Here is a 25,200-nt window from a genome sequence, read left to right as displayed (position 1 = left end):
AGGAGAAAATAAAAGCATGGAACACTATTCGCAAGCTGCCCCGATCTCGGGCAGCCCGGCGCAGACCGGCAACAACACCGGTCCGCTGATCATCGTCACCATCCTGTTCTTCATGTGGGGCCTGCTGACGTCCCTGAACGACGTCCTGATCCCGCACCTGAAGGCGGTCTACACGCTGACCTATGTACAGGCCATGCTGGTGCAGTTCTGCTTCTTCGGCGCGTACTTCATCGTCTCGCTGCCGGCCGGTATGCTGATCAAGAAGATCGGCTACCAGAACGGCGCCGTCGCCGGCCTGACCATCGCGGCCGGCGGTTGCGCGCTGTTCTACCCGGCGGCCACCAGCGGCTACGCGCTGTTCCTGATCGCCTTCTTCGTGCTGGCGGGCGGCATCACCATCCTGCAGGTGGCGGCCAATCCCTACGTGACGGTGCTGGGCGATCCGCAGACGGCATCGAGCCGCCTGACGCTGACCCAGGCCTTCAACTCGCTGGGCACCACGGTGGCGCCCACGCTGGGCGGCATGCTGATCCTGTCCGGCGTCGTTCTGAGTTCGGCCGACCTGGCCAAGCTGCCGGCGGTCGAGCAGGCGGCGTACCACGCCCAGGAAGCGGCCAGCGTGCAAGGTCCTTACCTGGTGCTGGCCGGCGCCTTGCTGGCGCTGGCGGTCCTGTTCGCGATCGCGCGCCTGCCGAAGATCGTCGACGCCGAGCAGCCCGGCGGCGAAAGCGCCGGCTGGTCGGCGGTGCTCAAGCACCGTCACCTGGTGCTGGGCGCGGTGGCGATCTTCCTCTACGTGGGCGGTGAAGTCAGCATCGGCAGCTTCCTGATCAACTTCCTGGGCGAAGGCCACGTGGCCGGCCTGTCGGCGGCCGATGCCGCGCCTTACGTCAGCTACTACTGGGGCGGCGCGATGGTGGGCCGCTTCATCGGCTTCGCCGTGATGCGCAAGGTCAGCCCGGGCAAGGCGCTGGCGTTCAATTCGGCGGCGGTGATCGCGCTGGTGCTGCTGGCGATCTTCGGCAGCGGCCACCTGGCGATGTGGTCCATCCTGGCGGTGGGCCTGTTCAACTCGATCATGTTCCCGACCATCTTCTCGATGGCGCTGAACAAGCTGGGTCCTTTGACCGGCCAGGGTTCGGGCGTGTTGTGCATGGCGATTGTCGGCGGCGCGCTGGTGCCGTTCGCGCAGGGCCTGCTGGCCGATACCATCAGCCTGCAGATGTCCTTCCTGGTGCCGGCCGCGTGCTACACCTTCATCCTGTACTTCGGCCTGAAATACGCCGGCATGTATTCGGAAAAATAAGCGGCGCCGCCGCCACGAAAAAGCTCCCTGCGGGGAGCTTTTTTTATGCCAGCGCCCCCATCAGCTTTTGCATCGGCGTCAGTTTGATGAGCGCATCCGGTTCGTCGATTTCAAGCACGACGTCGTTGTACGCGACCGCGCGCAAGGGCTCGATTTCAGCGGCATCGGATTGCTGCGCTTCGTGAAACTGTTGCTGTAAAGTCTTTGCATCCAACATCGGAACCTTGGCAAGCACGGCGCCATATTTTCGGATGTCGGCTTCGTTGGCGGCGATCTTGTCGGCTGGCCGTATTGCCAGGTTGATGCAGCCGGAAACCGCGAACGCCCCCAGTAGCCAAGCCGATGGTATCGGCATCTGCGCAGCGAGCGTCGCCACCGCGCCGCTGCCTGCTAGTAAGCTGATAAACGTAAATATGGTCTGTATGCGTCGGTAAAAGCGAGCGGTTCGCTGGCACAGGCGTTGTGCATAGCGCAGATTGAACTGCACTTCTTCGAGATCTTCATCCATTGCTGGGCTCCTTCTTTTCCGGTGGCGGAGCCGGCGGCTTGGCGGGCGCTGGCCGCTTACGTTTGCGCTTGCGTTTCGGCGCCGGACGAACTGGGAAGTGTGATTTCGGCTCTGTCATTTTCATTGTAGGCCTTTCCGCTGCTGCGTGATCGCGTGCGGATTCAATCATGCTGGCCTTTTTTAGGGCGCACACTGCGGTAAGCCAACGGGGAGAGGGCGTGTTGCCATGGGACCGTATCCGAAGAACGGCCCCTGGCGCTGGCCGGCTGGTTGCGCCGCCGGCCGCACTAGATCACAGGAAGCGGTCGAGGATTTTCTTGCTGTGCTTGTCCAGTTCGCGGACGTCGCGGATCAGGTAGTGGATGCCGTGGATGTCGGAGATCAGCAGCGTGTCCACCGTCAGGCGGCGGATGTCTTCTTCGCCGCGCAGCACGAACTCGGTGTCGCCGCGATCCGTCGCCACCGACCAGGTGCACGGCGTGGCGAAGCTGGTCACGCTGTTGATGCGCGAGATCTCCGGCATGAACTCGCGCCCGCCCAGCTCTTCCCGCACCAGCGCGCCGATGGCCGCCGGCAGGTCTTCGATGCGGTCGATCCAGCCGACTTCCTTGCCGTCGGTGCTGACCAGCGCGATGCCGTCGTCCGGCGCCTGCACCGGGAAGGCGCGCACCGGCGCCACGCCCTCGTGGACTTCGCCTTCGGCGCTGGTCAGCACCAGCCGGCCGAAGGGATTGCGTACCAATTCAAATTTACTCGTCGTCATGTGCGTTTCTCTTCTTATTCCTTGCTGCCGCTGTCATCGAGGTCGGTATCGACGTTGCGGGCCTGCGCCTGGTACAGGCGGTAGTAGGCGCCTTCGCGCGACATCAGCTCGTCGTGGCCGCCTTCTTCCACCACCACGCCGCGATCCAGCACCACCAGGCGGTCGGCCTTCTGCAGAGTCGACAGGCGGTGGGCGATGGCGATCGTGGTGCGGCCCTTGACCAGGTTTTCCAGCGCGCGCTGGATTTCCTTCTCGGTCTCGGAGTCGACCGAGGACGTGGCTTCGTCGAGGATCAGGATCTTCGGATCGATCAGCAGCGCGCGCGCGATCGAGATGCGCTGGCGCTCGCCGCCGGACAGGCCCTGTCCGCGCTCGCCCACCATCGAGTCGTAGCCCTGCGGCAGGCGCAGGATGAATTCGTGCGCGTGCGCGGCGCGGGCTGCGGCGATGATTTCCTCGCGCGTCGCCTCCGGTTTGCCGTAGGCCAGGTTCTCGGCGATGGTGCCGAAGAACAGGAACGGCTCCTGCAGCACCAGGCCGATGTTGCGGCGGTAGTCGGATACGGCGAACGCGCGGATGTCGACGCCGTCCAGCATGATCGCGCCTTCCGATACATCGTAGAAGCGGCAGATCAGGTTGACCAGCGTCGATTTGCCGGAACCGGAGTGGCCCACCAGGCCGATCATCTCGCCGGCCTTGATATCCAGGCTGATGCCGCGGTTGACCGCGCGGTTGCCGTAGCGGAAGCCCACTTCGCGCAAGGTGATGTTGCCTTCGACCTTGGCCAGCTTGACCGGATTCGAGGGCTCGGGCACCGACGATACGTGGTCGAGGATGTCGAAGATGCGCTTGGCGGCCGAGGCCGATTTCTGCGTCACCGAGACGATGCGGCTCATCGAATCCAGGCGGCCGTAGAAGCGGCTCGAATATGCGATGAAGGCCGACAGCACGCCGACCGTGATGTGGCCCTTGGAGACCTGGTAGATGCCGAACACCCAGATCACCAGCAGGCCCAGCTCCGTCAGGAAGGACACGGTCGGCGAGAACAGCGACCATACTTTATTCAGCTTGTCGTTGACGGCCAGGTTATGCTTGTTGGCGGTGCGGAAGCGCGACGCTTCGCGCGACTCCTGTGCGAAGGCTTTCACCACGCGGATGCCGGGGATGGTATCGGCCAGCACGTTGGTCACTTCGCCCCATACGCGGTCGATCTTCTCGAAGCCGGTGCGCAGGCGGTCGCGCACGATGTGGATCAGCCAGGCGATGAACGGCAGCGGCAGCAGCGTGAACAGCGCCAGCCACGGATCGATGGAAAACAGGATCACGCCGGTCATGATGATCATCAGGCAGTCCGACGCGAAGTCGAGCAGGTGCAGCGACAGGAACACGCAGATGCGGTCGCTCTCGGAGCCGATGCGCGACATCAGGTCGCCGGTGCGCTTGCCGCCGAAATATTCCAGCGACAGGCGCAGCAAATGGTCGTAGGTTTCGGTGCGCAGGTCGGCGCCGATGCGTTCCGACACCAGCGCCAGTACATAGGTCTTGCCCCAGCCGAGCACCCACGCCAGCACCGCCGACGCCACCAGGCCGGACATATACAGCGTCACCAGCGACGAATCGACCGGCTTGCCGCTTTGGTAAGGGATCAGCACATTGTCCATCAGCGGGATGGTCAGGTAGGGCGGGATCATGTGGGCGCCGGTGCTGAGCAGCATCAGCGCGAAGCCGAAGCCCAGTTGCAGCTTGTACGGGCCGGCGAAGCGCCACAGGCGGAACAGCGTCCAGGTCGACGGCGGCGTGTAGACCACCTTGGTGCAGATCGGACACTCTTCCTGGTCCGGCTCCAGCGGCGCCTTGCAGCTCGGGCAGACGTTTTTATCGTCGCGCACCACCGGCTGGCCGGTGGCGTGGCTGTCGAGGTGGGCGTCGAACTGTTCGACCAGGCGGATCGCCGCCAGATTCTGGCCCAGCGTGAAGCGCCATGCACCCAGGCGGCCGTTGGCGCCGACCAGTTCCAGATGGCCGACGCCGGCGTGATCGTGGTGTTTTAACGTCAAATCCTTGGCGAAAGGCCAGGCGTGCCAGTGCGATTCGCCCGGCGCGCGCGCCAGCAAACGGCCTTCGGTGACTAAAATTATGCCCTTCGAGAAACGAAGTTGCTGATCCAGGTCAACCTCCAGGGCACTTACAACGTTTTCCCCTTGGGAAAGTTGTGCCTGTATCTCGGAACGCCAGCGTTCAGGTAGCTCGCCAAGGTTGGATACGGTGGAAAGTTGTTCGGTTGTCATCGTGCGGCATACTCCGGAGGGAAAAAAGGGCAGAACTAACACCAGGACTCTAAAATAAACGCTTTGCCAGTATGGTGTTGCGGCTGATATAAGTGCTTATTTACGGTATTCTGTCAGTTATTAAACATTTGACAGAAATCAAGAAAAAACAGGTGTTTTGTGCTGGCGGCAAGTATAACGCACAGCAGCATGCAGTAGTACAGGGTTTAAAATACGGCGCGGGATGGCTAAGGCCGATAACAAAGTTATAAGAATAGATACATGATCAAGAAGAAAGACATTGAAGTTCTCCGCGTAACCCATTTGCGTGGACCCAACATCTGGACGTATCGCCCGGTGATCGAGGCGTGGCTGGATATCGGCGAACTGGAGAGCTTCCCCTCGAATTTGTTGCCTGGTTTGTATGAGCGCCTGACGGCGATCCTGCCGGGCTTGATCGTGCACCGCTGCGGTGTGGGCGAACACGGCGGCTTCCTTGAGCGCCTGCGCGACGGCACCTATGCCGGCCACATCCTGGAACACGTGGTCCTCGAACTGCAAAACCTGGCCGGCATGAAAACCGGTTTCGGCAAGACCCGCCAGATCGGCGAAAACACCGGCTTGTACAAGATGGCGTTCCGCACCCGCCAGGAGCAGGTCGGCCGCGCCGCGCTGGCCCATGGCCGCGACCTGCTGATGGCGACCATCGAGGATCGTCCCTACGACCTGGCCGCCGCCGTGGCCGAGCTGACCGACATGGTCGAGTCGCTGTGCCTGGGGCCGAGCACCGCCAACATCGTCGATGCCGCCGGCGTGCGCCAGATCCCGTTCATCCGCCTGACCGAGGGCAACCTGGTGCAGCTGGGCCACGGCGCCGCCCAGCGCCGCATCTGGACCGCGGAAACCGAAGAGACCAGCGCCATCGCCGAAGGCATCGCCAGCGACAAGGACCTGACCAAGAGCCTGCTGTCCTCGTGCGGCGTGCCGGTGCCGGAAGGCGAACTGGTCACCAGCGCCGCAGCGGCGTGGGAAGCGGCGCAGGACATCGGCGTGCCGGTGGTGGTCAAGCCGTACGACGGCAACCACGGCCGCGGCGTGTCGCTGAACCTGATGACCGAAGCCGACGTGACGGCGGCCTATGTGCTGGCCGCGCGCAAGGGCGAGAGCCAGAGCGTGATCGTCGAGCGCTTCATTCCGGGCGACGAGCACCGCCTGCTGGTGGTCGGCAAGCGCCTGATCGCGGCGGCGGCCGGCGAATCGCTGTGGGTGACCGGCGACGGCAAAACCAACATCATCGAGCTGTGCAACATTCAGATCAACATCGACCCGCGCCGCGGCGACACCGAGGACTTCCCGCTGGGCCGGGTCAAGCCGCACGAGTCGGCCGAGATCATCCTGGAACTGCAGCGCCAGAACATGAGCGCCGAATCGGTCCCGCTGGACGGCCAGAAAGTGCTGATCCAGCCGAATGGCAATGTCGCCATCGACGTCACCGACAAGGTGCACCCGCAAGTGGCCGCGATGGCGACGCTGGCGGCGCGCGTGGTCGGCCTGGACATCGCCGGCATCGACCTGGTGACCTCCGACATCAGCCGTCCGCTGGAAGCGCAGGGCGGCGCCATCATCGAAGTCAACGCCAGCCCCGGCTTGCTGGCGCACCTGAAACCGGCCAGCGGCGAGCCGCGCAACGTCGGCGAGGCGATCGTCGACCACCTGTTCGCGGAAGACAAGAGCGGCCGCATGCCGATCGTCGGCATCACCGGCAAGCACGGCACCACGATGGCGTCGCGCCTGATCGCCTGGCTGCTGCAAATCAGCGGCAGGAAGGTCGGCCTGACCTGCGCCGACGGCCTGTTCGTCAACGGCCGCCTGCTGCCCAAGGATGGCTTCAGCGACTGGGAAACCGGCGAGCGCCTGCTGCTCAACAAGAACGTCGAAGCCGGCGTGTTCGAAGCCAGCGCCCGCATGATCCTGACCGAAGGCCTGGCCTACGACAAGTGCGCGGTCGGCGTGGTCACCGACGTCAGCGACTTTGAAGAATTGGGCGAGTTCTATATCGACAGCGCCGACAAGCTGTATGGCGTGCTGCGCACCCAGGTCGACGTCATCCTGCCGAGCGGCGTGGCGGTGCTCAATGCAGCCGACCCGCAAGTGGTGGACATGGCCGACCTGTGCGACGGCGAAGTTATTTTCTATGGCGTCGACGAGCACCTGGCCGCCGTCGCCCAGCACCGCCAGGATGGCAAGCGCGTGGTGTTCCAGCGCACCGACGGGCAGTCCAGCCGCATCGTGCTGGCGATCGGCCACGACCAGGTGGCCAACCTGCCGCTGTCGCCGCTGGTGCCGCCGGAAGCCGTGCTGGCCGCGATCGCCGCCGGCTGGGCGCTGGGCCTGACGCCGGACCTGATCGGCGCCGGCCTGCGCACGTTCGATGCGAACCCGAAGAAAACACATCACTGAAAGAACAAGCAGATTTATGGAAGTTATCCGCACCCGCGCCCTTCGCGGCCCGAATCTTTGGAGCCACCACACAGCGGTGGAGGTCATCGTATCGTGCCCGCCCGAGGAACAGTCGATCGCGACGCTGCCCGGCTTCGAGCAGCGCCTGCATGCGCGCTTCCCCGCCATCGGCGCCCTGCACCCGACCGGCACCGACGACGCCGTGCCGCTGGCGCGCGTACTGGAAGTGGCCACCCTGAGCCTGCAGGCGCAAGCCGGCTGCCCGGTCACCTTCAGCCGCACCACGGCCACGCTGGAAGACGGCATCTATCAAACCGTCGTCGAATACAGCGAAGAAGCGGTCGGCCGGCTGGCCGTGACGCTGGCGGAAAACCTGATCAACGCCGCGCTGGCCGACACCCCGTTCGACCTGAACGCCGCGCTGGACCAGCTGCGCGACCTGGATGAGGACGTGCGCCTGGGCCCGAGCACCGGCGCCATCGTCAGCGCCGCCATCGCGCGCGACATCCCGATCCGCCGCCTGACCGAAGGCAGCATGGTGATGTTCGGCTGGGGCTCGCGCCAGCGCCGCATCCAGGCCGCCGAAATGGACACCACCAGCGCCATCGGCGAAGCGGTGGCGCAGGACAAGGAACTGACCAAGAAACTGCTGCACGCGGCCGGCGTGCCGGTGCCTATCGGGCGCACGGCCGAAGACGCGGACGACGCCTGGGCGGCGGCGCTGGAAATCGGCTTGCCGGTGGTGGTCAAGCCGAAGGACGGCAACCAGGGCAAGGGCGTCACCGTCAACGTGACGTCCAAGGAGCACATGGCGAAGGCCTTCCACGCGGCCAAGGAATTCCGCGACAACATCATGGTCGAGCGCTACCTGCCGGGCCACGATTTCCGCCTGCTCGTCATCGGCAACAAGCTGGTGGCGGCCGCACGCCGCGATCCGCCGCAAGTGGTGGGCGACGGCGTGCACACGGTGCGTGAGCTGGTCAACATCGTCAACGCCGATCCGCGCCGCGGCAGCGGCCATTCGACCTCGCTGACCAAGATCCGTTTCGACGACATCGCGATCGCGCGCCTGGCGCTGCAGGACCTGGAGGCGGACTCCGTGCCCGGCAAGGGCCAGCGCGTCATCCTGCGCAACAACGCCAACCTGTCGACCGGCGGCACCGCCACCGACGTCACCGACGACGTGCACCCTGAAGTGGCGGCGCGCGCGGTGGAAGCGGCGCAGATGATCGGCCTCGATATCTGCGGCGTCGACGTGGTCTGCGACAACGTGCTGACGCCGATCGAGAACCAGCGCGGCGGCGTGGTCGAAGTCAACGCGGCTCCGGGCCTGCGCATGCACCTGGCGCCGTCGTACGGCAAGGGCCGCGCGGTGGGTGAAGCGATCGTCAACACCATGTTCGCGCCTGGCGACGACGGCCGCATTCCGGTGGTCGCGGTCACCGGCACCAACGGCAAGACCACCACCGTGCGCCTGATCGCGCACCTGCTGACCGCCAGCGGCCTGCGCACCGGCATGACCAACACCGACGGCGTCTACATCGAAGGCCGCCAGACCGACAGCGGCGACTGCAGCGGCCCGCGCAGCGCGCGCAACGTGCTGCTGCATCCGGACGTCGACGCGGCCGTGTTCGAAACCGCGCGCGGCGGCGTGCTGCGCGAAGGCCTGGCCTTCGACCGCTGCAAGGTCGCCGTGGTGACCAATATCGGCAGCGGCGACCACCTGGGCCTGAACTACATCACCACGGTGGAAGACCTGGCCGTGCTGAAGCGCGTCATCGTGCAGAACGTGTCCGAGAGCGGCTTCGCCGTGCTGAACGCGATCGATCCTATCGTCGCCGGCATGGCGGCCAACTGCCGCGGCAAGGTGATCTTCTTCGGCGCCGAGCGCGGCCACCCGGTGATCGCCACGCACCTGGCGCAGGGCTGCCGCACCGTGTACGTGGAGGACGGCCATGTGGTCGCCGCCGAAGGGCGCGAATTGAACAAGATCGCGCTGTCGCAAGTGCCGATCACCCGCAACGGCGCCATCGGCTTCCAGGTCGATAACGTCATGGCGGCGGTGGCTGCGGCATGGGGCGTGGGCATCAACTGGGATGCGATCCGTCTCGGCCTGAAGACCTTCGCCAACGATTCGGACAATGCGCCGGGCCGTTTCAACGTGTTCGACTACAAGGGCGCGACGCTGATCGCCGACTACGGCCACAATCCGGACGCCATCCTGGCGCTGGTGCAGGCGGTGGAAACCATGCCGGCCAAGCGCCGCGTGGTGGTGATCTCGGGCGCCGGCGACCGCCGCGACCAGGACATCACGCAGCAGACCGAGATCCTCGGCCGCGCGTTCGACGACGTGCTGCTGTACGAGGACGCCTGCCAGCGCGGCCGCGTCGACGGCGAAGTGGTCGGGCTGCTGCGTTCGGGCCTGAACGGCGCGCCGCGCACCACGCACATCCAGGAAATCTACGGCGAGTTCCTCGCCATCGACACGGCCCTGGCGCGCCTGCAGGAAGGGGACTTGTGCCTGATCCTGATCGACCAGGTCGAAGACGCCTTGGCCCACATCGCCAAGCGCATCAAGGAAGTTTAAAACCGGTAAAACCGGGGTCTAAAACCCCGGTTTTATTTTAGTTTTTGGCTATTGAATCTATAGAAATATATAGATTTTATTTATGGCGTTGTCTCGGTAGAATAGTTTCACCCTATCGAACAACACGGAGTTATAGCCATGAGCCAGCCACCGATTACCACCGCCTCCGGCATCCCAGTCGCCGACAACCAGAATTCCGCCAGCGCCGGCCCGCGCGGTCCCTTGCTGCTGCAGGACTTTCACCTGATCGAGAAACTCCAGCATTTCAACCGCGAGCGCATTCCCGAGCGCGTCGTTCACGCCAAGGGTTCCGGCGCCTACGGTACCTTCACCGTCACCCACGACATCACCCAATACACCAAGGCCAGGCTGTTCTCCGAGATCGGCAAGAAGACCGAGACCTTCGTGCGCTTCTCCACCGTCGGCGGCGAAAAAGGCAGCGCCGATACCGAACGCGATCCGCGCGGCTTCGCCATGCGCTTCTATACGGAAGAGGGCAACTGGGACCTGGTCGGCAATAACACGCCGATGTTCTTCATCAAGGACGGCATCAAGTTCCCTGACTTCATCCACACCCAGAAACGCGATCCGCAAACCAACCTGAAGTCGCCGACCATGATGTTCGACTTCTGGAGCAAGACCCCGGAAAGCCTGCACCAGGTGACGATGCTGTTCTCGGACCGCGGCACGCCGGACGGCTATCGCCACATGGACGGTTTCGGCAGCCACACCTTCAGCCTGATTAACGCGGCCGGCGAGCGTGTCTACGTCAAGTGGCACCTGAAGACCAAACAGGGCATCAGGAACCTGCCCGCCGCCGAGGCGACCCGCATCGCCGGCGAAGATCCCGACTACGCGCAGCGCGACCTGTTCGGCGCCATCGCGTCGGGCGACTTCCCGCAGTGGGACGTCAAGCTGCAGATCGCGACCGAGGCCGAACTGGCCGCATGGGAAGCGCGCACCGGCTGGAATCCGTTCGACCTGACCAAGGTCTGGCCGCACAAGGATTTCCCGCTGATCCCGGTCGGCGTGTTTGAGCTGAACCGCAATCCGCTGAACTACCACGCGGAAGTCGAGCAGGCCGCGCTGTCGCCGTCGAACATCGTACCGGGCCTGGGCTACTCGCCGGACAAGATGCTGCAGGCGCGCCTGTTCGCCTATCACGACGCCCAGCTGTACCGCGTCGGCACCAACCACCAGCATCTGCCGGTGAACGCGCCGCGCTGCCCGGTGCACAACCAGCAGCGCGACGGCGCGATGGCCATCGCCAACGGCGGCCCGGCGCAGAACTACCAGCCGGTCGATGCCGGCGGCAGTCATCCGCAAGGCCTGGGCAATGGCGAACCGGCGCTGGCGCTGCAAGGCGGCGCGGCCCGTTACGACGGTCGCGGCCAGGAAGACGATTACACGCAGGCCGGTAATCTGTTCCGCCTGATGCCGGCGCAGGAACAGCAAAACCTGTTCAACAATATCGCCGGTCCGTTGAGCCAGGTGAGCGCCGAGATCATCGCGCGCCAGCTGGGCCACTTCGACCAGGCCGATCCAGCCTACGGCGCCGGCGTGCGCGCCGCGCTGAGCGCACGCGGCGTGAACGTGGGCTAAGGAGAGGCAGCGGGCGGCCGGGAACTGCACTACAATCTCCATGTTGCAGTGCATCGTGGAGACCTTAGTGAACAGCACACCGGCTTGTCCCCCATCGCCGTCCCTGCCTGGCCAGGTGGTCCTGGTCCTGCAGGGCGGCGGCGCCTTGGGCGCCTACCAGTTGGGCGTCTACCAGGCCATGCACGAAGCCGGCGTCGAGCCGGACTGGGTGATCGGTACCTCGATCGGCGCCATCAACGGCGCCATCATCGCCGGCAACGAGCCGCGCTACCGGCTGGAGCGGCTGCGCCAGTTCTGGCACCGCATGGAGCAGAACGCGCTGGGTTTCTCGGCCATGCCGCGCGCGATCGCCAACGCGGTCACGGTGGGGCAGGGCATCCCCGCTTTCTTCGAGCCGAATCCGGCGTCGTGGTGGAATCCCGATGCGCGCGTCGGCGTCGAGCACGCGTCCTTCTATCAAACCACGCCTTTGCGCGGCACGCTCGATGCGCTGGTCGACTTCGACTACATCAACCGACAGCACACGCGGCTGACGGTTGGCGCGGTCAGCGCGCGCAGCGGCGCCATGCGCTATTTCGACAGCAGCAAGGAGCCGCTGGCGGCCGATCATGTGATGGCCTCCGGCGCGTTGCCGCCGGCGTTTCCCGCCGTGCGCATCGACGGCGAGCCATACTGGGACGGCGGCATCTATTCCAACACGCCGATCGAGGCGGTGCTGGACGATGAGCCGCGCCGCAGCTCGGTGATCTTCTCGGTGCAGGTATGGAATCCCGATGGCAGCGAGCCGCAAAGCATGCTGGGTGTGCTGGACAAGCACAAGGAGATCCAGTACGCCAGCCGCGCCAGCAATATCGAGCAGCAGCGCAGGCTGCACCGGCTGCGCCACGTGATCCGCCAGCTGACTTTGCACTTGCCCGAGGAGACCGCGATGTCGCCGGAGGTGCGCGAGCTGACCGCCTGGGGTTGCGGCACCAATATGCATGTGGTCTCGCTCAAGGCGCCGCGCATCGGCAACGAGGACCACACCAAGGATATCGACTTCAGCGCGGCCGGCATCCGCGCGCGCTGGCAGGCCGGCTACGAGGACGCCAGGCGCATCATCGCCTTGCGCCCGTGGGACAAGGAGATCGACCCTATCGAGGGGATCGCGATCCACGAACTGCCGGAGCGCTAGGCCCCAGCATTTCCTCGCACACTTCCAGCCACGCGCGCGCCGCGTGCGACAGGTAGCTGCCGCGCCACACGTGCGCGGCCTGCCATTGCAGGTTCGGCTCCACCAGCCGCACCGCGTCCAGCTGGCCGATCGCCAGCCGGTGGACGAAGGGCTCGGGCAGCAGCGCCACGCCCATGCCGGCCGAGGCCATCGCCACCAGCCAGTCCCATTGGCCGCTTTGCGCGGCGATCCGCGGCTCGAAGCCGGCTTCGCCGAAGGCCTGGCGCAGGCTGCGCGTCATGGCGAAATCGTCCTTCAGCAGCACCAGCGGCATCTCGGCCAGCGCCTTGAGCTTGAGCGTGCTGCGGTTCTTCTGGAAGGTGCCGTGCGCCGCCAGCGCCCAGATCGGGTAGCTGGCGATGGGCGCCGTGCGCAGTCCCAGTAGCGGATCGGCCGGCAGCACCGTCATGCCGATTTCCAGCTCGCCCATCGCCACCTGGCGTTCGATGGCCTGGCCCGCGTCTTCCCGCAAGGTCAGCGCGATGTTGGGATGGCGCTGGCGGAACGCCTTCAGCACCGGCGTGAACAGCAGGTTGATCATCGGCGGGATGCCGACCGTGAGCCGGCCGCGCTCCACGGTCTGCGTGTCGCGCACTTCCACCGTCAGCTGGCGCATGGTCGCCAGCATTTCCACGCCGCGCGCGTAGACCACGCTGCCGGTGTCGGTCAGCGTCAGCTTGCGGCCCTCGCGCAGCAGCAGCTGGGCGCCGACTTCGTGTTCCAGCTGGCGCACCATCTTGCTGATGGTCGATTGCGTGACGTGCAGCGATTCCGCCGCCTGGGTAAAACTGTTCAGGCGGACGGTCTCGACAAAGTAGCGGAGCGAGCGCAGGTCCATGAATAAAACGACTGGAAGGTGAGAATTTAAGTCATACAGCGACTGTTTTTCCAATTCTATACTGAATCAAAGAATGAGGAGATCGCCATGTATGAAGACCGTATCCGCCGCCCGGCGCTGATGGACAAGGTAATGAGCGCGGAGCAGGCCGCGAAGCTGTTCAAGGACGGCATGACCGTCGGCATGAGCGGTTTCACCCGCGCCGGCGACGCCAAGGCGCTGCCGCTGGCGCTGGTCGAACGCGCGCGCAAGGCGCCGCTGAACCTGACCCTGCTGACCGGCGCCTCGCTCGGCAACGACAGCGACGGCCTGATGGCCAACGCCGGCGTGGTCGCGCGCCGCATGCCGTTCCAGGCCGACGCCGCGCTGCGCCGCAAGATCAATGCCGGCGAGGTGATGTTCATCGACCAGCACCTGTCCGAGACCGCCGAGCAGCTGCGCTCCGGCGATCTGAAGCCGGTCGATATCGCCGTCATCGAGGCGGTGGCGATCACGCCGGACGGCGGCATCATTCCCACCATGTCGGTCGGGAACACCGCCAACTTCGTGCAGCAGGCGCGGCACGTGATCGTCGAGATCAACCTGAGCGCGCCGCTGGCGCTGGAGGGCTTCCACGATATCTACATTCCCGCCGCGCGCCCGCACCGCGGGGCGATTCCCCTGCTGGCGCCGTGGCAGCGCATGGGCTGGACCGCGATCCCCGTGCATCCGGACCGCATCGCCGCCGTCGTCATCACCGACAGTCCGGACAGCCCGTCCAACGCGCTGCCGCCGGACGCGGAGACGGACGCCATCGCGCGCCACGTGGTGGCCTTCCTGGAGGGCGAGGTGAAAGCCGGGCGCATGGGGCCGGAGCTGCGGCCGCTGCAGGCTGGCATCGGCACCATCGCCAACGCGGTGCTGCATGGCCTGATCGATTCGCCGTTCCGCAACATGACCATGTATTCGGAAGTGCTGCAGGATAGCGCGATCGAGCTGCTGGACTCCGGCCAGCTGTCGATGGCGTCGGCGTCGTCGATCACGCTGTCGGCGCGGATGCATGAGAAGTTCGTCCGCGACATCGAGAAGTACCGCGAGCGCATCGTGCTGCGGCCGCAGGAGATCAGCAACCATCCGGAGGTGGTGCGCCGGCTCGGCATCATCGCGCTGAACACGGCGCTGGAATTCGACATCTACGGCAACGTCAATTCCACCCATGTCGGCGGCACCCATATGATGAACGGCATCGGCGGCTCGGGCGACTTCGCGCGCAACGGCCAGATCTCGATGTTCGTCAGTAAGTCGGTGGCCAAGGACGGCGCGATCTCCAGCGTGGTGCCGTTCGCCGCCCACGTCGACCACACCGAGCACGATGTCGATGTGCTGGTGACCGAGTGGGGCCTGGCCGACCTGCGCGGCCTGGCGCCGCGCGAGCGGGCGCCGCTGATCATCGGGAACTGCGCCCACCCCGACTACCGCCCGCAGTTGCGCGCCTATCTGGAGGAGGCGCTGCGGGGCGGGGGGCAGACGCCGCACGTGCTGGAGCAGGCCCTGTCCTGGCACGCACGCTACAAACGCGAAGGAAGCATGCTGGTAAAATGACGGTCATCGGCATTCACTTATTATTGGATCAACATGACCATCAAAATCAGCCAGAACTTCGACTCGGGCGCCATTGAAGTGCTGCGCGCCGACAGCGCAGCCACGATTGAACTGAACCTGCGCAAGGATTCGCACGCCGACATCCATCAGTGGTTCCACTTCCGCCTGCAGGGCGCGCGCGGCGAGCAGGTCAAGATGCGTTTCCTGAACGCCGGCCAGGCGACCTACGCCAAGGGCTACGAGGACTACCAGGCCGTGGCGAGCTACGATGGCGAGAACTGGTTCCGCGTGCCGACCGTGTTCGATGGCCAGGTCATGACGATCAAGCACACGCCGGATACCGATAGCGTGTACTACGCTTACTTCGAGCCGTATTCGTTCGAGCGCCACCTGCGCCTGCTGGGGGAAGTCGGCGAGCATCCGCTGGCGCGCGTGCACGACCTGGGTAGCACGGTCGATGGCCGCGACATGAACCTGGTGGTGATCGGCAAGCCGGAAGCGGAAAAGAAAATCTGGTTCATCGCGCGCCAGCATCCGGGCGAGTCGATGGCCGAGTGGTTCATCGAAGGCCTGATCGATTCGCTGCTGGACGACGCAAATCCGATCGCCCGCAAGCTGCTGCAGCGCTGCGTGTTCTACATCGTGCCGAACATGAACCCGGACGGCTCGGTGCGCGGCAACCTGCGCACCAACGCGGCCGGCGCGAACCTGAACCGCGAGTGGATGACGCCGACCGTCGAGCGCAGCCCGGAAGTGCTGTACGTGAAGCAGAAGATGCACGAAACCGGCATCGACATGTTCTTCGATATCCACGGCGACGAGGCGTTGCCGTACAACTTCGTGGCCGGTAACGAGATGCTGGAGAACTTCAGCGACGAGCGCCGCGTCAAGCAGCAGGCCTTCATCGACCGCTACAAGAACGCCACGCCTGACTTCCAGGACAAGGTCGGCTACGCGGCCAGCAAGTATAAGGAAGACATGCTGACGCTGGCGTCCAAGTACGTCGGCCATCACTTCGGTTGCCTGGCGCTGACGCTGGAGATGCCGTTCAAGGACAACGCCGACCTGCCGGATCCGCACGTGGGCTGGAACGGCGCGCGCAGCGCGGCGCTGGGCGCGTCCATCCTGCAGCCTATCCTGCTGTCGCTGGACGACTACTGATCGTGGGCGTCGAGATCGAGCGCAAGTTCCTGGTGCGCGGCGACGATTGGATGCGCCTTGGCGAGCCGGTGTTTTTTCGCCAGGGCTATCTGTCCTCGCACAAGGACCGCGTGGTGCGCGTGCGCATCGAGGGCGATCGCGCGGTGATGACCATCAAGGGCCGCAATGTCGGCGCGGTGCGGGGGGAGTGGGAGTACCCGATTCCGATGGACGACGCGGCCGAGCTGCTGGACCGCTTGTGCGAGCAGCCGCTGATCGAGAAGTACCGCCGCCGCATCGCGTTCGCAGGCAATGTGTGGGAAGTGGACGAGTTCCTCGGCGCCAACGCAGGGCTGGTCGTGGCCGAGATCGAATTGCAGTCGGAAGAGCAGCAGTTCGACAAGCCTGACTGGATAGCCGAGGAAGTCACCGACGACCTGCGCTACCTCAACTCCAGCCTGATCAAGCACCCGTTTTCCGCTTGGTAAAGACGTGGTTCTGTCCTAAGCTATAGGGATGGACATGGAACGACTCGCTGCGCTGGAAGCCAACTACGCCGCCATGGCGGCGACCTTTGCCACCAAGGCGGATGTGGAGTCCTTGCGCGCCGACATGCACAAGATGTCGGCCGACACCCATAAGTGGATGGTGGCCAGCCTCATTGGTCTGTTTATCGGCTTTGGCGGACTGGGTATCACCCTCGGCCAGATTTTGAAGCCGCAGCAGATGCCGGCGCCGATTGCGGTGGCCACGCCGGCGCAGCCGACTCAGCCGACTCAGCCGATCGTCATCTATCTGTCTCCGCCGCCACAAAAATAAAAGCCCCGTCAGGGGCTTTGGTCTTAGTGGAAGTGCTCGGTGCCGGTGGGCGCGTCCTCGGGCATTTCCGCGTGCGCCAGCTCGCCGACCGGGTCGGCAAACAGCGGCGCGCCGCAATCGTCGCAGAACTCGGCGACATAGCGCTCGGCATGCTTCTTGATCTGCGTGATGCCGGCCTCGTTCAGGTGGGTGACGATCTCTTCCACCGGCGTCACCGGCTTCTGCTGCACGCCGCCCGGGCCGCCTTGCAGCGGGCCTTCCGGCGGCGTGCCTTCCTCGTCTTCCTGCCCGTACAGCGGCCACACCACGCCGTAGATCACGTCGGTCGACGAGCGCTGCGTGAAGGCCACGCGGTATTCGTCGATTTGGCCGTCGGCGTTTTCCTCGCCGAAGCCGGCGATCACCGCGCGCAGTTCCGACGGCTCGATCGCCAGCGTATGCGTCAGGTAATGCACGGCGGCGCGGATCGACACCGGACGGATCAGCTTGTCCGCCTCGCGGCAAGCCATGTAATAGGCTTCAGGCAGCAGCAGTTCGACGCCGCAGCCCGGCAACAGGCGGTTGACGGTCGGCGTCACCTGGGCGCGCCATTGCTCCAGCGCTGTGGCGCGCTCGTTGGCGAACTGCGACTGGTTGGCCGGCATCTGCCAGCGGAACAGCGGGGCGCCGGTCGGCGCCACCACGGCCACCAGCAGATAGCGCGTGTCGGCCAGGAACGGCGCCGTCTCCGGCACCTTGGTGTCGGCCTTCAGCACCGTGCCCTTGACCGCTGCCAGCGCCAGCTTGTGCACCTTGCCGTAGGTCTCGACGTGGCTGCGCGGCAGCTGGTCGATCGAGAACAGCGTCGGCGACATCGCCATGTGCGTGCCGTCGGCCAGCAGGTGCGCGGCGAAATGCGCCGACAGCGTCTGCAGGATGTCGGCCGGGATCGCGCCGGAGGCGATCGCGAAGCGGGTCCACGCCAGGATCGGCGCGGCCACCAGCAGCACGTCGTAGGTCTTGGCCTCGCCGTCGGTCTCGATGGTGACGCTGCTCGATTCGCTGGCCGCTTCCACGCCGTCCATCAGGACGTCGTAGGCGTTCAAGTCTTCCTTGAACAGCGCGTTGAGGGTGGCGTCGATGGTGTCCTGGTGACCGGTCTTGAGGAGTTTCTGGAGCTGCGCATCGAGGCTGTGTTCCCAGGCCCGCTCTTCGATACGGCTGGCCGCCTGCCCGACTGCCTGGGCGTAGGTGACGAGGCGCTGGCTCTCGGCAGACAATTTATGGGATGAATCTTTAGATGGACGACGCATAGCTAAATAAGAGTCTCATAAAAGTGAAAAAAATGGATCAGTCATGCAGATCATAACCCTTATGAGCCGTATTGTAGTTGATTCAGCCAAGGGATCGCGAACTTCAGCCTTTGCGGCGCCGCGCATGGGGGCGGACCTGCTGTCCGGCATCATCCTGCCGGGCAACTAACCGCGAAAAAAAACTCCCCGTGGCCGTCGCGGCACACGGGGAGTTTTTGGAGACGCTTAAGTAATTAAGCGGCCAGCAGTTGACGCAGCACGAACGGCAGGATACCGCCGTGCTTGTAGTAGTCGACTTCGATCGGGGTGTCGATACGCAGCAGGACCTTGACGTCCTGGCTGGTGCCGTCGGCGCGGTGGATCACCAGGGTCGCCAGTTGCTGCGGCTTGATCTCGCCTTCCAGGCCCTTCAGGTCGTAGGTTTCCTTGCCGGTGATGCCCAGGGTCTCGACGCTGTCGTTGCCGATGAATTGCAGCGGCAGCACGCCCATGCCGACCAGGTTCGAGCGGTGGATGCGTTCGAACGAACGCACGATCACGGCCTTCACGCCCAGCAGCTGGGTGCCCTTGGCTGCCCAGTCGCGCGACGAGCCGGTGCCGTACTCTTCACCGCCGAACACCATGGTCGGGGTGCCGGCCGCGACGTACTTCATGGCCGCGTCGTAGATCGACAGCTGTTCGCCCGACGGCTGGTGGAGCGTGATGCCGCCTTCGACCGCGGAACCGTCGGCCTTGGGTGGGATCATGCGGTTCTTGATGCGCACGTTGGCGAAGGTGCCGCGCATCATGATCTCGTGGTTGCCGCGGCGCGAGCCGTAGGAGTTGAAGTCGGCCTTCATCACGCCGTTGGCCAGCAGCCATTTGCCCGCCGGACCGTCTTCCTTGATCGAACCGGCAGGGGAGATGTGGTCGGTGGTGATCGAATCGCCGAACACGCCCAGCGCGCGCGCGCCGCTGATGTTGGCTTCCGAAACCGCCGGGGTCATCTCGAAGCCGTCGAAGAACGGTGGTTCGGCGATGTAGGTCGAGGCCGGCCAGTTGTACACCTGGCCTTCGGTGGTCGACACGTGTTCCCACAGCTTGCCCGGGTTGCCCTTGACGTCGGCGTAGTTCGATTTGAACACTTTCGAGTTCATCGCGAACTTCATCAGCTTGCCGATTTCCTTCGAGGTCGGCCAGATGTCGCCCAGGTACACGTCCTTGCCGTTCTTGCCCTTGCCGACCGGCTGGGTCATCAGGTCGACGGTCATGTTGCCGGCGATGGCGTAGGCCACGACCAGCGGTGGCGATGCCAGGAAGTTCGAGCGGATGTTCGGGTGAATACGCGCTTCGAAGTTACGGTTACCCGACAGCACGGCCGAAGCGACGATGTCGTTGGTCGAGATGGCGGCGTTCAGTTCCGGGGTCAGGTCGCCGGCGTTGCCGATGCAGGTGGTGCAGCCGTAGGCGGTGACGCCGAAGCCCAGCTGTTCCAGGTAGCCCAGCAGGCCGGCCGCTTCCAGGTACTCGGTCACGACGCGCGAGCCGGGGGCCAGCGAGGTCTTGATGTGCGGCGCGACGGTCAGGCCGGCTTCGACAGCCTTCTTGGCCAGCAGGCCGGCGGCCAGCAGCACGCTCGGGTTCGAGGTGTTGGTGCAGGAGGTGATCGCGGCGATCAGCACGTCGCCGTTCTTCACGTTCACGCCGTTGGTGGTGGTGTAGGTCTTCTGCAGGTCGTCGGCTTTTTTGTTGAAGCCGTTTTCGGTGGTCGGTTTCGAGAACAGCTCGGTGAAGTTGTTCTTGACGTTGCCGATTTCGATACGGTCCTGTGGACGCTTGGGGCCGGCCAGCGATGGCGTGACCGAGGTCAGGTTCAGTTCCACCACGCGGGTGTAGTCGATGTCGCCGGCCTTCGGCACGCCGTACAGGCCCTGGGCCTTGAAGTAGGCGGCGAACGCGGCGATTTCGTCCTTGGTGCGGCCGGTGCCTTCGAAGTATTCGATAGTGGCGTCGTCGACCGGGAAGAAGCCCATGGTCGCGCCGTATTCAGGCGCCATGTTGGCGATGGTGGCGCGGTCGGTCAGCGACAGCGTCTCGGTGCCTTCGCCGAAGAATTCGACGAACTTGCCGACGACTTTTTCCTTGCGCAGCAGCTCGGTGATGGTCAGCACCAGGTCGGTCGCGGTGCAGCCTTCGCGCAGGATGCCGGTCAGGTTGACGCCGATCACGTCCGGGGTCAGGAAGTAGACCGGCTGGCCCAGCATGCCGGCTTCCGCCTCGATGCCGCCCACGCCCCAGCCGACCACGCCGATGCCGTTGATCATGGTGGTGTGCGAGTCGGTGCCGACCAGGGTGTCCGGGTAGTAGACGCCGTCAGTGGTCTTGTGCACGCCGCGCGCCAGGTATTCCAGGTTGACCTGGTGGACGATGCCGAAGCCCGGCGGCACGACGCCGAAGGTGTCGAAGGCTTGCATGCCCCATTTCATGAACTGGTAGCGCTCGTTGTTGCGCGAGAATTCCAGCTTCATGTTCAGGTCCAGCGCGCCTTTTTCGCGGAAGTGATCGATGGTGACCGAGTGGTCGACCACCAGGTCCACCGGCACCAGCGGCTCGATTTTCTTGGCGTTGACGCCCATCTTGTAGGCGACGTTGCGCATCGCGGCCAGGTCGGCCAGCAGCGGCACGCCGGTGAAGTCTTGCAGCACGACGCGGGCGACGACGAAAGGAATCTCGTCGGTGCGCTCGGCGGTCGCGCCCCAGTTGGCCAGCTGCTTGATGTGCTCTTCGGTGACTTTCTTGCCGTCGCAGTTACGCAGCACGGATTCCAGCACAAGACGGATCGATACCGGCAGGCGGGAGATTTTGGCGCCCAGGCTCTTTTCCAGTGCAGGCAGCGAGTAGAACTTGCCCTTCTTGCCCGAAATGTTGAAATCCTTAAGCGTGTTCAGAGTGTTGCGGGACATGACCTCTCCTTCAGTGGGTATCGTCTATTATTGAAGTAAAACCGTAATGTTCAGGCGCCCTTGGAGGCGCGCCGTCTTGGAACCGTGAAAACTGTTACTGGATGCTGATCTTGGTGCTGGACGGCTCCGCCGCGCCGGCCGCGATCGGCTTGAGCTGCTCGGCGTTGCGGCATTCGTTGGCCAGTTGGCGGTTCTGCTTGGAATCGAGCAGCATGCCCTTGGCGGGGATGCCGATCCAGATCAGGCCGTACAACTTGTTCTCGAAGCGGTTGGCGCCGGTGGTGGTGCCGACGCGGGTCAGGCGGTGCAGGCGCTTCTTCCAGCGCAACGCGATGTGCGCTTCGTCGGCGTCGTTCTTGTAGATGGTGATCTTGTTGCCCAGTTCACAGTCGAACTCGATCACGTTGGTATCGGTGATCGCCGGCTCGTCGGCTTCCTCGTCCGGCGCTTTCGGCTCGACCGCTTTGGCGGCGGTCTTGGCCTTCGGCTTGGCGGCGGCTTTCTTGACGGTTTTTTTGGCTGGCGCGTCGGTTTGGGCCTGGGCGCCGGCGGCCAGGGTCAGCGAGGCGAACGCCAGGCTGCAGGCCATGAATAATTTGGAGATGGACATCAGTGTGCTTCCAGTGGGTGATCGGTGGGGCTGCCGTTGAACAGCGCGGCCACCGACTCGGGCAAGCTCAGCCCGGCCAGTTTGGCGCGCTGTAAAACGGTCCAATAATATCGGTAGCTGGCGCGGTCGTGCAAGCGGCCGTTCTGGGCGATCGGCCCCCATTGAACGGCGGCCGCCTCCTGCAGGATGGCGGCGGCTTCGCTGACCTCGGACAGGCGCGGCGTAAACGTCTTGACGATCGGCTTGATCTGGTTCGGGTGGATGCTCCACATGCGCGTGTAGCCGAATTCGGCGGCGGCGCGCTGGGCATCGTTGGCGGCGACCGCCGTGTCCTTGATCTCGGTGGTCACGTTGTGCGACGGCACCTTGCCGTGCGCGTGGCAGGCGGCGGCGATTTCCAGCTTGGCGCGCACCACCAGCGGGTGCGTGAACTGGCCCGGCGTGCGCATGGCGGCGCCCGGAATCGCGCCGTAGTGGGCCGAGACGAAGTCCATGATGCCGAACGACAGGCACTGGACCTGGGGCAGGGCGGCGATGTCGTGCACTTCGCGCAGGGCGCCGTGGGTTTCGATCAGCACGTGCACCGGCAAGTCCTTGCGGCCGGCCTTGGCGGCGTGGGTTTCGATCAGCTTGACGGCGCGCTTGACTTCGGCGGCGCCGTGCGCCTTCGGCACCACGATGTAGGCCAGGCGCCGGGCGGCAACGCAGATGATCTCGACGTCGCGCGCGAAGTGCGGGCTGTCGACATCGTGCACGCGGGCGCCGATGCGGTTGAATTTGTTGTCGTCGGAATCGACCAGCGACGCCACCAGGCGGGCGTGCGCTTCCTCGTTGCCGGCGCTGGCGCCGTCTTCGCAATCGAGGGTGATGTCGAACAAGGGGCCAAGTTCTTGTTGCAGGGCGATCGATTTACGCATCAGCTTTTCGGAGCCGGCGTAGTGATCGCAAGCTGGCAGGAGCAGCGGCTGGCGATTGCCCTGGAATAAAACCTCGGATGGATGCATGCGTGAGTGGTCGGGGGGAGTAACGGCCGCCGCGCTGCTCTCGGCAGCGCGGCGGGTGCGGCGGATCGGTGCTTTAACCGGTTCCACGTGCGGACATCAAGCTTACGGCAGCAGGTGCTTGACGCCTTCGCGCTCTTCGGTCAGTTCCTTCAGGGTCAGGTTGATGCGCTCTTGCGAGAATGCATCGATTTCCAGGCCCTGGACGATTTTGTATTCGCCGTTTTCGGTGGTGACAGGGAAGCCGAACACGGTGCCTTCAGGGATGCCGTACGAACCATCCGAAGGAACGCCCATGGTGGTCCACTTGCCGGCCGTGCCCAGCATCCAGTCGTGGACGTGGTCGATGGCGGCGTTGGCCGCCGACGCCGCCGACGACAGGCCGCGCGCTTCGATGATGGCCGCGCCGCGCTTGCCGACGGTTGGCAGGAACACGTTGGCGTTCCATTCCTGGTCGTTGATCAGGTCCTTGACGTTCTTGCCGCCGACGGTAGCGAAACGGTAGTCGGCGTACATGGTTGGCGAGTGGTTGCCCCACACGGTCAGCTTCTCGATGTCCTTCACGGCGGTGCCGGTCTTGGCGGCCACTTGCGACAGCGCGCGGTTGTGGTCCAGGCGCAGCATGGCGGTGAAGTTCTTGGCCGGCAGCGACGGCGCCGATTTCATGGCGATGTAGGCGTTGGTGTTGGCCGGGTTGCCGACCACCAGTACCTTGACGTTGCGCGATGCGACGGCATCCAGCGCCTTGCCTTGCACGGTGAAGATCTGGGCATTGGCTTCCAGCAGGTCCTTGCGCTCCATGCCCGGGCCGCGTGGACGGGCGCCGACCAGCACGGCGACGTCGACATCCTTGAAGGCGGTCAGCGGGTCGGAGTGGGCGGTCATCTCGGCCAGCAGCGGGAAGGCGCAGTCGTCGATTTCCATCATCACGCCCTTCAGGGCTTTCTGTGCTTTTTCGTCAGCGATTTCCAGCAGTTGCAGAATGACTGGTTGGTCTTTGCCGAGCATGTCGCCGTTGGCGATGCGGAACAGCAGAGCGTAACCGATTTGACCGGCGGCGCCGGTGACAGCAACACGCATTGGGGTTTTAGCCATGATGAATCTCCAAAGTGGGAAGTAAAACGTTCTTGAAGCTGGACCGGTGCCGGTCCGGGAAACCGTAATCATACTGCAAAATGGACGCTTATAATCGTCTGGTAAAGCGTCTCGCCGGGGAGTGTAGGCGCGTCGCAGGCATCTGTCAATCCTATCTTATGTCTTATATAAGACAGATAAGTTATTGCTTGTTTTTGCTGGACGGCAGGGTGCTTTTGTGGTGAAATCTTGGCCTATGAATCCCGTGCCGCCTAATTCGAACAGCAACGCCACCGCCGCCAATGCCGGCGGTGCGGCCGGAGCGTCGACCGCTTCGCCCGCTGGGAGCGCGGCGGGAACGTCGCCGACCTTCTCCCCACTGTACCAGCAAATCAAGGCCCTGATCACGCAAAGCCTGCAGTCCGGCGAGTGGAAACCGGGCGAATTGATCCCCAGCGAGGTCGAGCTGGCCAACCGCTTCAAGGTCAGCCAGGGCACCGTGCGCAAGGCGATCGACGAGCTGGCCGCCGAGAACCTGGTGATGCGCAAGCAGGGCAAGGGCACCTTCGTGTCGACCCACCATGAGGCGCGCGCCCACTTCCGCTTCCTGCGCCTGATGCCCGACGAGGGCGTGCCGCACTACCCCGAAAGCAAGTTCATCGAAGTCAAGCGCATGCGCGCGCCCGCCGACGTGGCGCGCCTGCTCGACCTCAAGTCCGGCGACGCCGTCATCTTCATCAAGCGCGTGCAGTCGTTCGACGGCGTGCCGACCATCGTCGAGGAACTCTGGCTGCCGGGCGTGACCTTCAAGGGCTTGACCGCCGAGCGGCTGGAGGAATACAAGGGGCCGATGTACGGCCTGTTCGAATCCGAATTCGGCACCCGCATGATACGCGCGACCGAGAAGATCCGCGCCGTCTGCGCCGCCGATGGCGACGCCGCGCTGCTGCGCATCGCCGCCAACACGCCGCTGCTGGCGTCGGAGCGGGTGTCGTTCACGTACGGCGACAAGCCGGTCGAGCTGCGCCGCGGCCTGTATTCGACCGAGCGCCATCACTACCACAACGAATTGAATTGAGAGCCGGATTGCAGGAGACCCTGGAGCACCAAAAACCGCTTCAGGCCGCGTAAACAGGCGCTGTCACACGCCGGTAGCATTGTTGCGCTGATAATACGTTGAGCTACAGAAAGTAGCCG

General features: G+C 64.5%; 20 protein-coding genes. 11 read left to right on the top strand and 9 right to left on the bottom strand.

From position 1 onward, the window contains the following. The first annotated feature begins 16 nt into the window (after positions 1-16). A complete protein-coding gene (locus ACEN9F_RS09715) occupies positions 17-1,306 on the top strand; it encodes a sugar MFS transporter (RefSeq protein ID WP_413419820.1) in 1,290 nt (429 codons plus the stop codon). Between the two features lie 43 nt (positions 1,307-1,349). Here the strand turns inward: ACEN9F_RS09715 and ACEN9F_RS09710 are convergent, their stop codons facing one another. The 3 genes from ACEN9F_RS09710 to ACEN9F_RS09700 form a co-directional block, all read right to left on the bottom strand. Beyond that, on the bottom strand, positions 1,350-1,814 hold the full coding sequence (locus ACEN9F_RS09710) for a hypothetical protein (RefSeq protein ID WP_413419819.1): 465 nt from the start codon (positions 1,812-1,814) through the stop codon (positions 1,350-1,352). A 292-nt stretch (positions 1,815-2,106) separates the two neighbouring features. Beyond that, positions 2,107-2,577, bottom strand: a complete 471-nt coding sequence (locus tag ACEN9F_RS09705) for a DUF1854 domain-containing protein (RefSeq protein ID WP_413419818.1) — start codon at positions 2,575-2,577, stop codon at positions 2,107-2,109. Positions 2,578-2,591: 14 nt separating this feature from the next. Further along, the gene (locus ACEN9F_RS09700; RefSeq protein ID WP_413419817.1) at positions 2,592-4,865 is read right to left on the bottom strand and encodes an ABC transporter ATP-binding protein; all 2,274 of its coding nucleotides are present in this window, start codon (positions 4,863-4,865) and stop codon (positions 2,592-2,594) included. Positions 4,866-5,126: 261 nt separating this feature from the next. Here ACEN9F_RS09700 and cphA (ACEN9F_RS09695) point away from each other — a divergent pair, with 261 nt between their 5' ends. The 4 genes from cphA (ACEN9F_RS09695) to ACEN9F_RS09680 all read left to right on the top strand — a co-directional run bounded on the left by cphA (ACEN9F_RS09695) (position 5,127) and on the right by ACEN9F_RS09680 (position 12,667). Continuing rightward, positions 5,127-7,304 (top strand): cyanophycin synthetase, encoded by a 2,178-nt coding sequence (gene cphA, locus ACEN9F_RS09695; RefSeq protein ID WP_413419816.1) that lies wholly within the window; start codon positions 5,127-5,129, stop codon positions 7,302-7,304. A 16-nt stretch (positions 7,305-7,320) separates the two neighbouring features. Further along, positions 7,321-9,891, top strand: coding sequence for a cyanophycin synthetase (gene cphA / locus ACEN9F_RS09690; protein WP_413419815.1), 2,571 nt, complete (start codon positions 7,321-7,323; stop codon positions 9,889-9,891). Between the two features lie 138 nt (positions 9,892-10,029). After that, entirely contained in the window at positions 10,030-11,493 is a 1,464-nt protein-coding gene (locus ACEN9F_RS09685; protein ID WP_413419814.1) for a catalase, read from the top strand. A gap of 67 nt (positions 11,494-11,560) precedes the next feature. Continuing rightward, the gene (locus tag ACEN9F_RS09680) at positions 11,561-12,667 is read left to right on the top strand and encodes a patatin-like phospholipase family protein (RefSeq protein ID WP_413419813.1); all 1,107 of its coding nucleotides are present in this window, start codon (positions 11,561-11,563) and stop codon (positions 12,665-12,667) included. Here the strand turns inward: ACEN9F_RS09680 and ACEN9F_RS09675 are convergent. Further along, positions 12,627-13,544: a LysR substrate-binding domain-containing protein gene (locus ACEN9F_RS09675; RefSeq protein WP_413419812.1), complete on the bottom strand. Its 918-nt coding sequence runs from the start codon at positions 13,542-13,544 to the stop codon at positions 12,627-12,629. The two genes, ACEN9F_RS09680 and ACEN9F_RS09675, sit on opposite strands and share 41 nt — an antisense overlap. An 87-nt stretch (positions 13,545-13,631) precedes the next feature. On the opposite strand from ACEN9F_RS09675, the gene ACEN9F_RS09670 reads away from it, so the two are divergent. From ACEN9F_RS09670 to ACEN9F_RS09655, 4 genes are read left to right on the top strand one after another with little or no spacing between them, the layout of a single operon-like run. Continuing rightward, on the top strand, positions 13,632-15,125 hold the full coding sequence (locus ACEN9F_RS09670) for an acetyl-CoA hydrolase/transferase family protein (protein WP_413419811.1): 1,494 nt from the start codon (positions 13,632-13,634) through the stop codon (positions 15,123-15,125). Positions 15,126-15,158: 33 nt separating this feature from the next. Next, positions 15,159-16,286 (top strand): M14-type cytosolic carboxypeptidase, encoded by a 1,128-nt coding sequence (locus ACEN9F_RS09665; protein WP_413419810.1) that lies wholly within the window; start codon positions 15,159-15,161, stop codon positions 16,284-16,286. A gap of 2 nt (positions 16,287-16,288) precedes the next feature. Beyond that, complete coding sequence (locus tag ACEN9F_RS09660) at positions 16,289-16,753, top strand: CYTH domain-containing protein (protein ID WP_413419809.1); 465 nt, start codon at positions 16,289-16,291, stop codon at positions 16,751-16,753. 34 nt (positions 16,754-16,787) lie between these two features. Beyond that, a complete protein-coding gene (locus ACEN9F_RS09655; protein WP_413419808.1) occupies positions 16,788-17,084 on the top strand; it encodes a hypothetical protein in 297 nt (98 codons plus the stop codon). Positions 17,085-17,107: 23 nt separating this feature from the next. Here ACEN9F_RS09655 and ACEN9F_RS09650 read toward each other — a convergent pair whose 3' ends face one another. After that, positions 17,108-18,376, bottom strand: a complete 1,269-nt coding sequence (locus ACEN9F_RS09650) for a DUF2863 family protein (protein ID WP_413419807.1) — start codon at positions 18,374-18,376, stop codon at positions 17,108-17,110. Positions 18,377-18,419: 43 nt separating this feature from the next. On the opposite strand from ACEN9F_RS09650, the gene ACEN9F_RS09645 reads away from it, so the two are divergent. Further along, positions 18,420-18,545 (top strand): hypothetical protein, encoded by a 126-nt coding sequence (locus tag ACEN9F_RS09645; RefSeq protein WP_413419806.1) that lies wholly within the window; start codon positions 18,420-18,422, stop codon positions 18,543-18,545. A gap of 64 nt (positions 18,546-18,609) precedes the next feature. Here ACEN9F_RS09645 and acnA read toward each other — a convergent pair whose 3' ends face one another. The 4 genes from acnA to ACEN9F_RS09625 all read right to left on the bottom strand — a co-directional run bounded on the left by acnA (position 18,610) and on the right by ACEN9F_RS09625 (position 24,024). After that, a complete protein-coding gene (gene acnA, locus ACEN9F_RS09640) occupies positions 18,610-21,318 on the bottom strand; it encodes an aconitate hydratase AcnA (RefSeq protein WP_413419805.1) in 2,709 nt (902 codons plus the stop codon). Between the two features lie 94 nt (positions 21,319-21,412). Then, positions 21,413-21,928, bottom strand: a complete 516-nt coding sequence (locus tag ACEN9F_RS09635; protein ID WP_413419804.1) for a hypothetical protein — start codon at positions 21,926-21,928, stop codon at positions 21,413-21,415. Beyond that, complete coding sequence (locus tag ACEN9F_RS09630; RefSeq protein WP_413427016.1) at positions 21,928-22,932, bottom strand: HpcH/HpaI aldolase/citrate lyase family protein; 1,005 nt, start codon at positions 22,930-22,932, stop codon at positions 21,928-21,930. Before ACEN9F_RS09630 ends, ACEN9F_RS09635 begins: the two co-directional genes overlap by 1 nt. 102 nt (positions 22,933-23,034) lie before the next feature. Then, entirely contained in the window at positions 23,035-24,024 is a 990-nt protein-coding gene (locus ACEN9F_RS09625) for a malate dehydrogenase (protein WP_413419803.1), read from the bottom strand. 235 nt (positions 24,025-24,259) lie between these two features. On the opposite strand from ACEN9F_RS09625, the gene ACEN9F_RS09620 reads away from it, so the two are divergent. Beyond that, entirely contained in the window at positions 24,260-25,081 is an 822-nt protein-coding gene (locus ACEN9F_RS09620; protein WP_413419802.1) for a GntR family transcriptional regulator, read from the top strand. Positions 25,082-25,200: the final 119 nt, after the last annotated feature.

This window comes from Duganella sp. CT11-25 (assembly GCF_047302815.1).
Taxonomy (GTDB): Bacteria; Pseudomonadota; Gammaproteobacteria; order Burkholderiales; family Burkholderiaceae_D; genus Rugamonas.
This window is presented reverse-complemented; position numbering and strand designations above follow the sequence as displayed.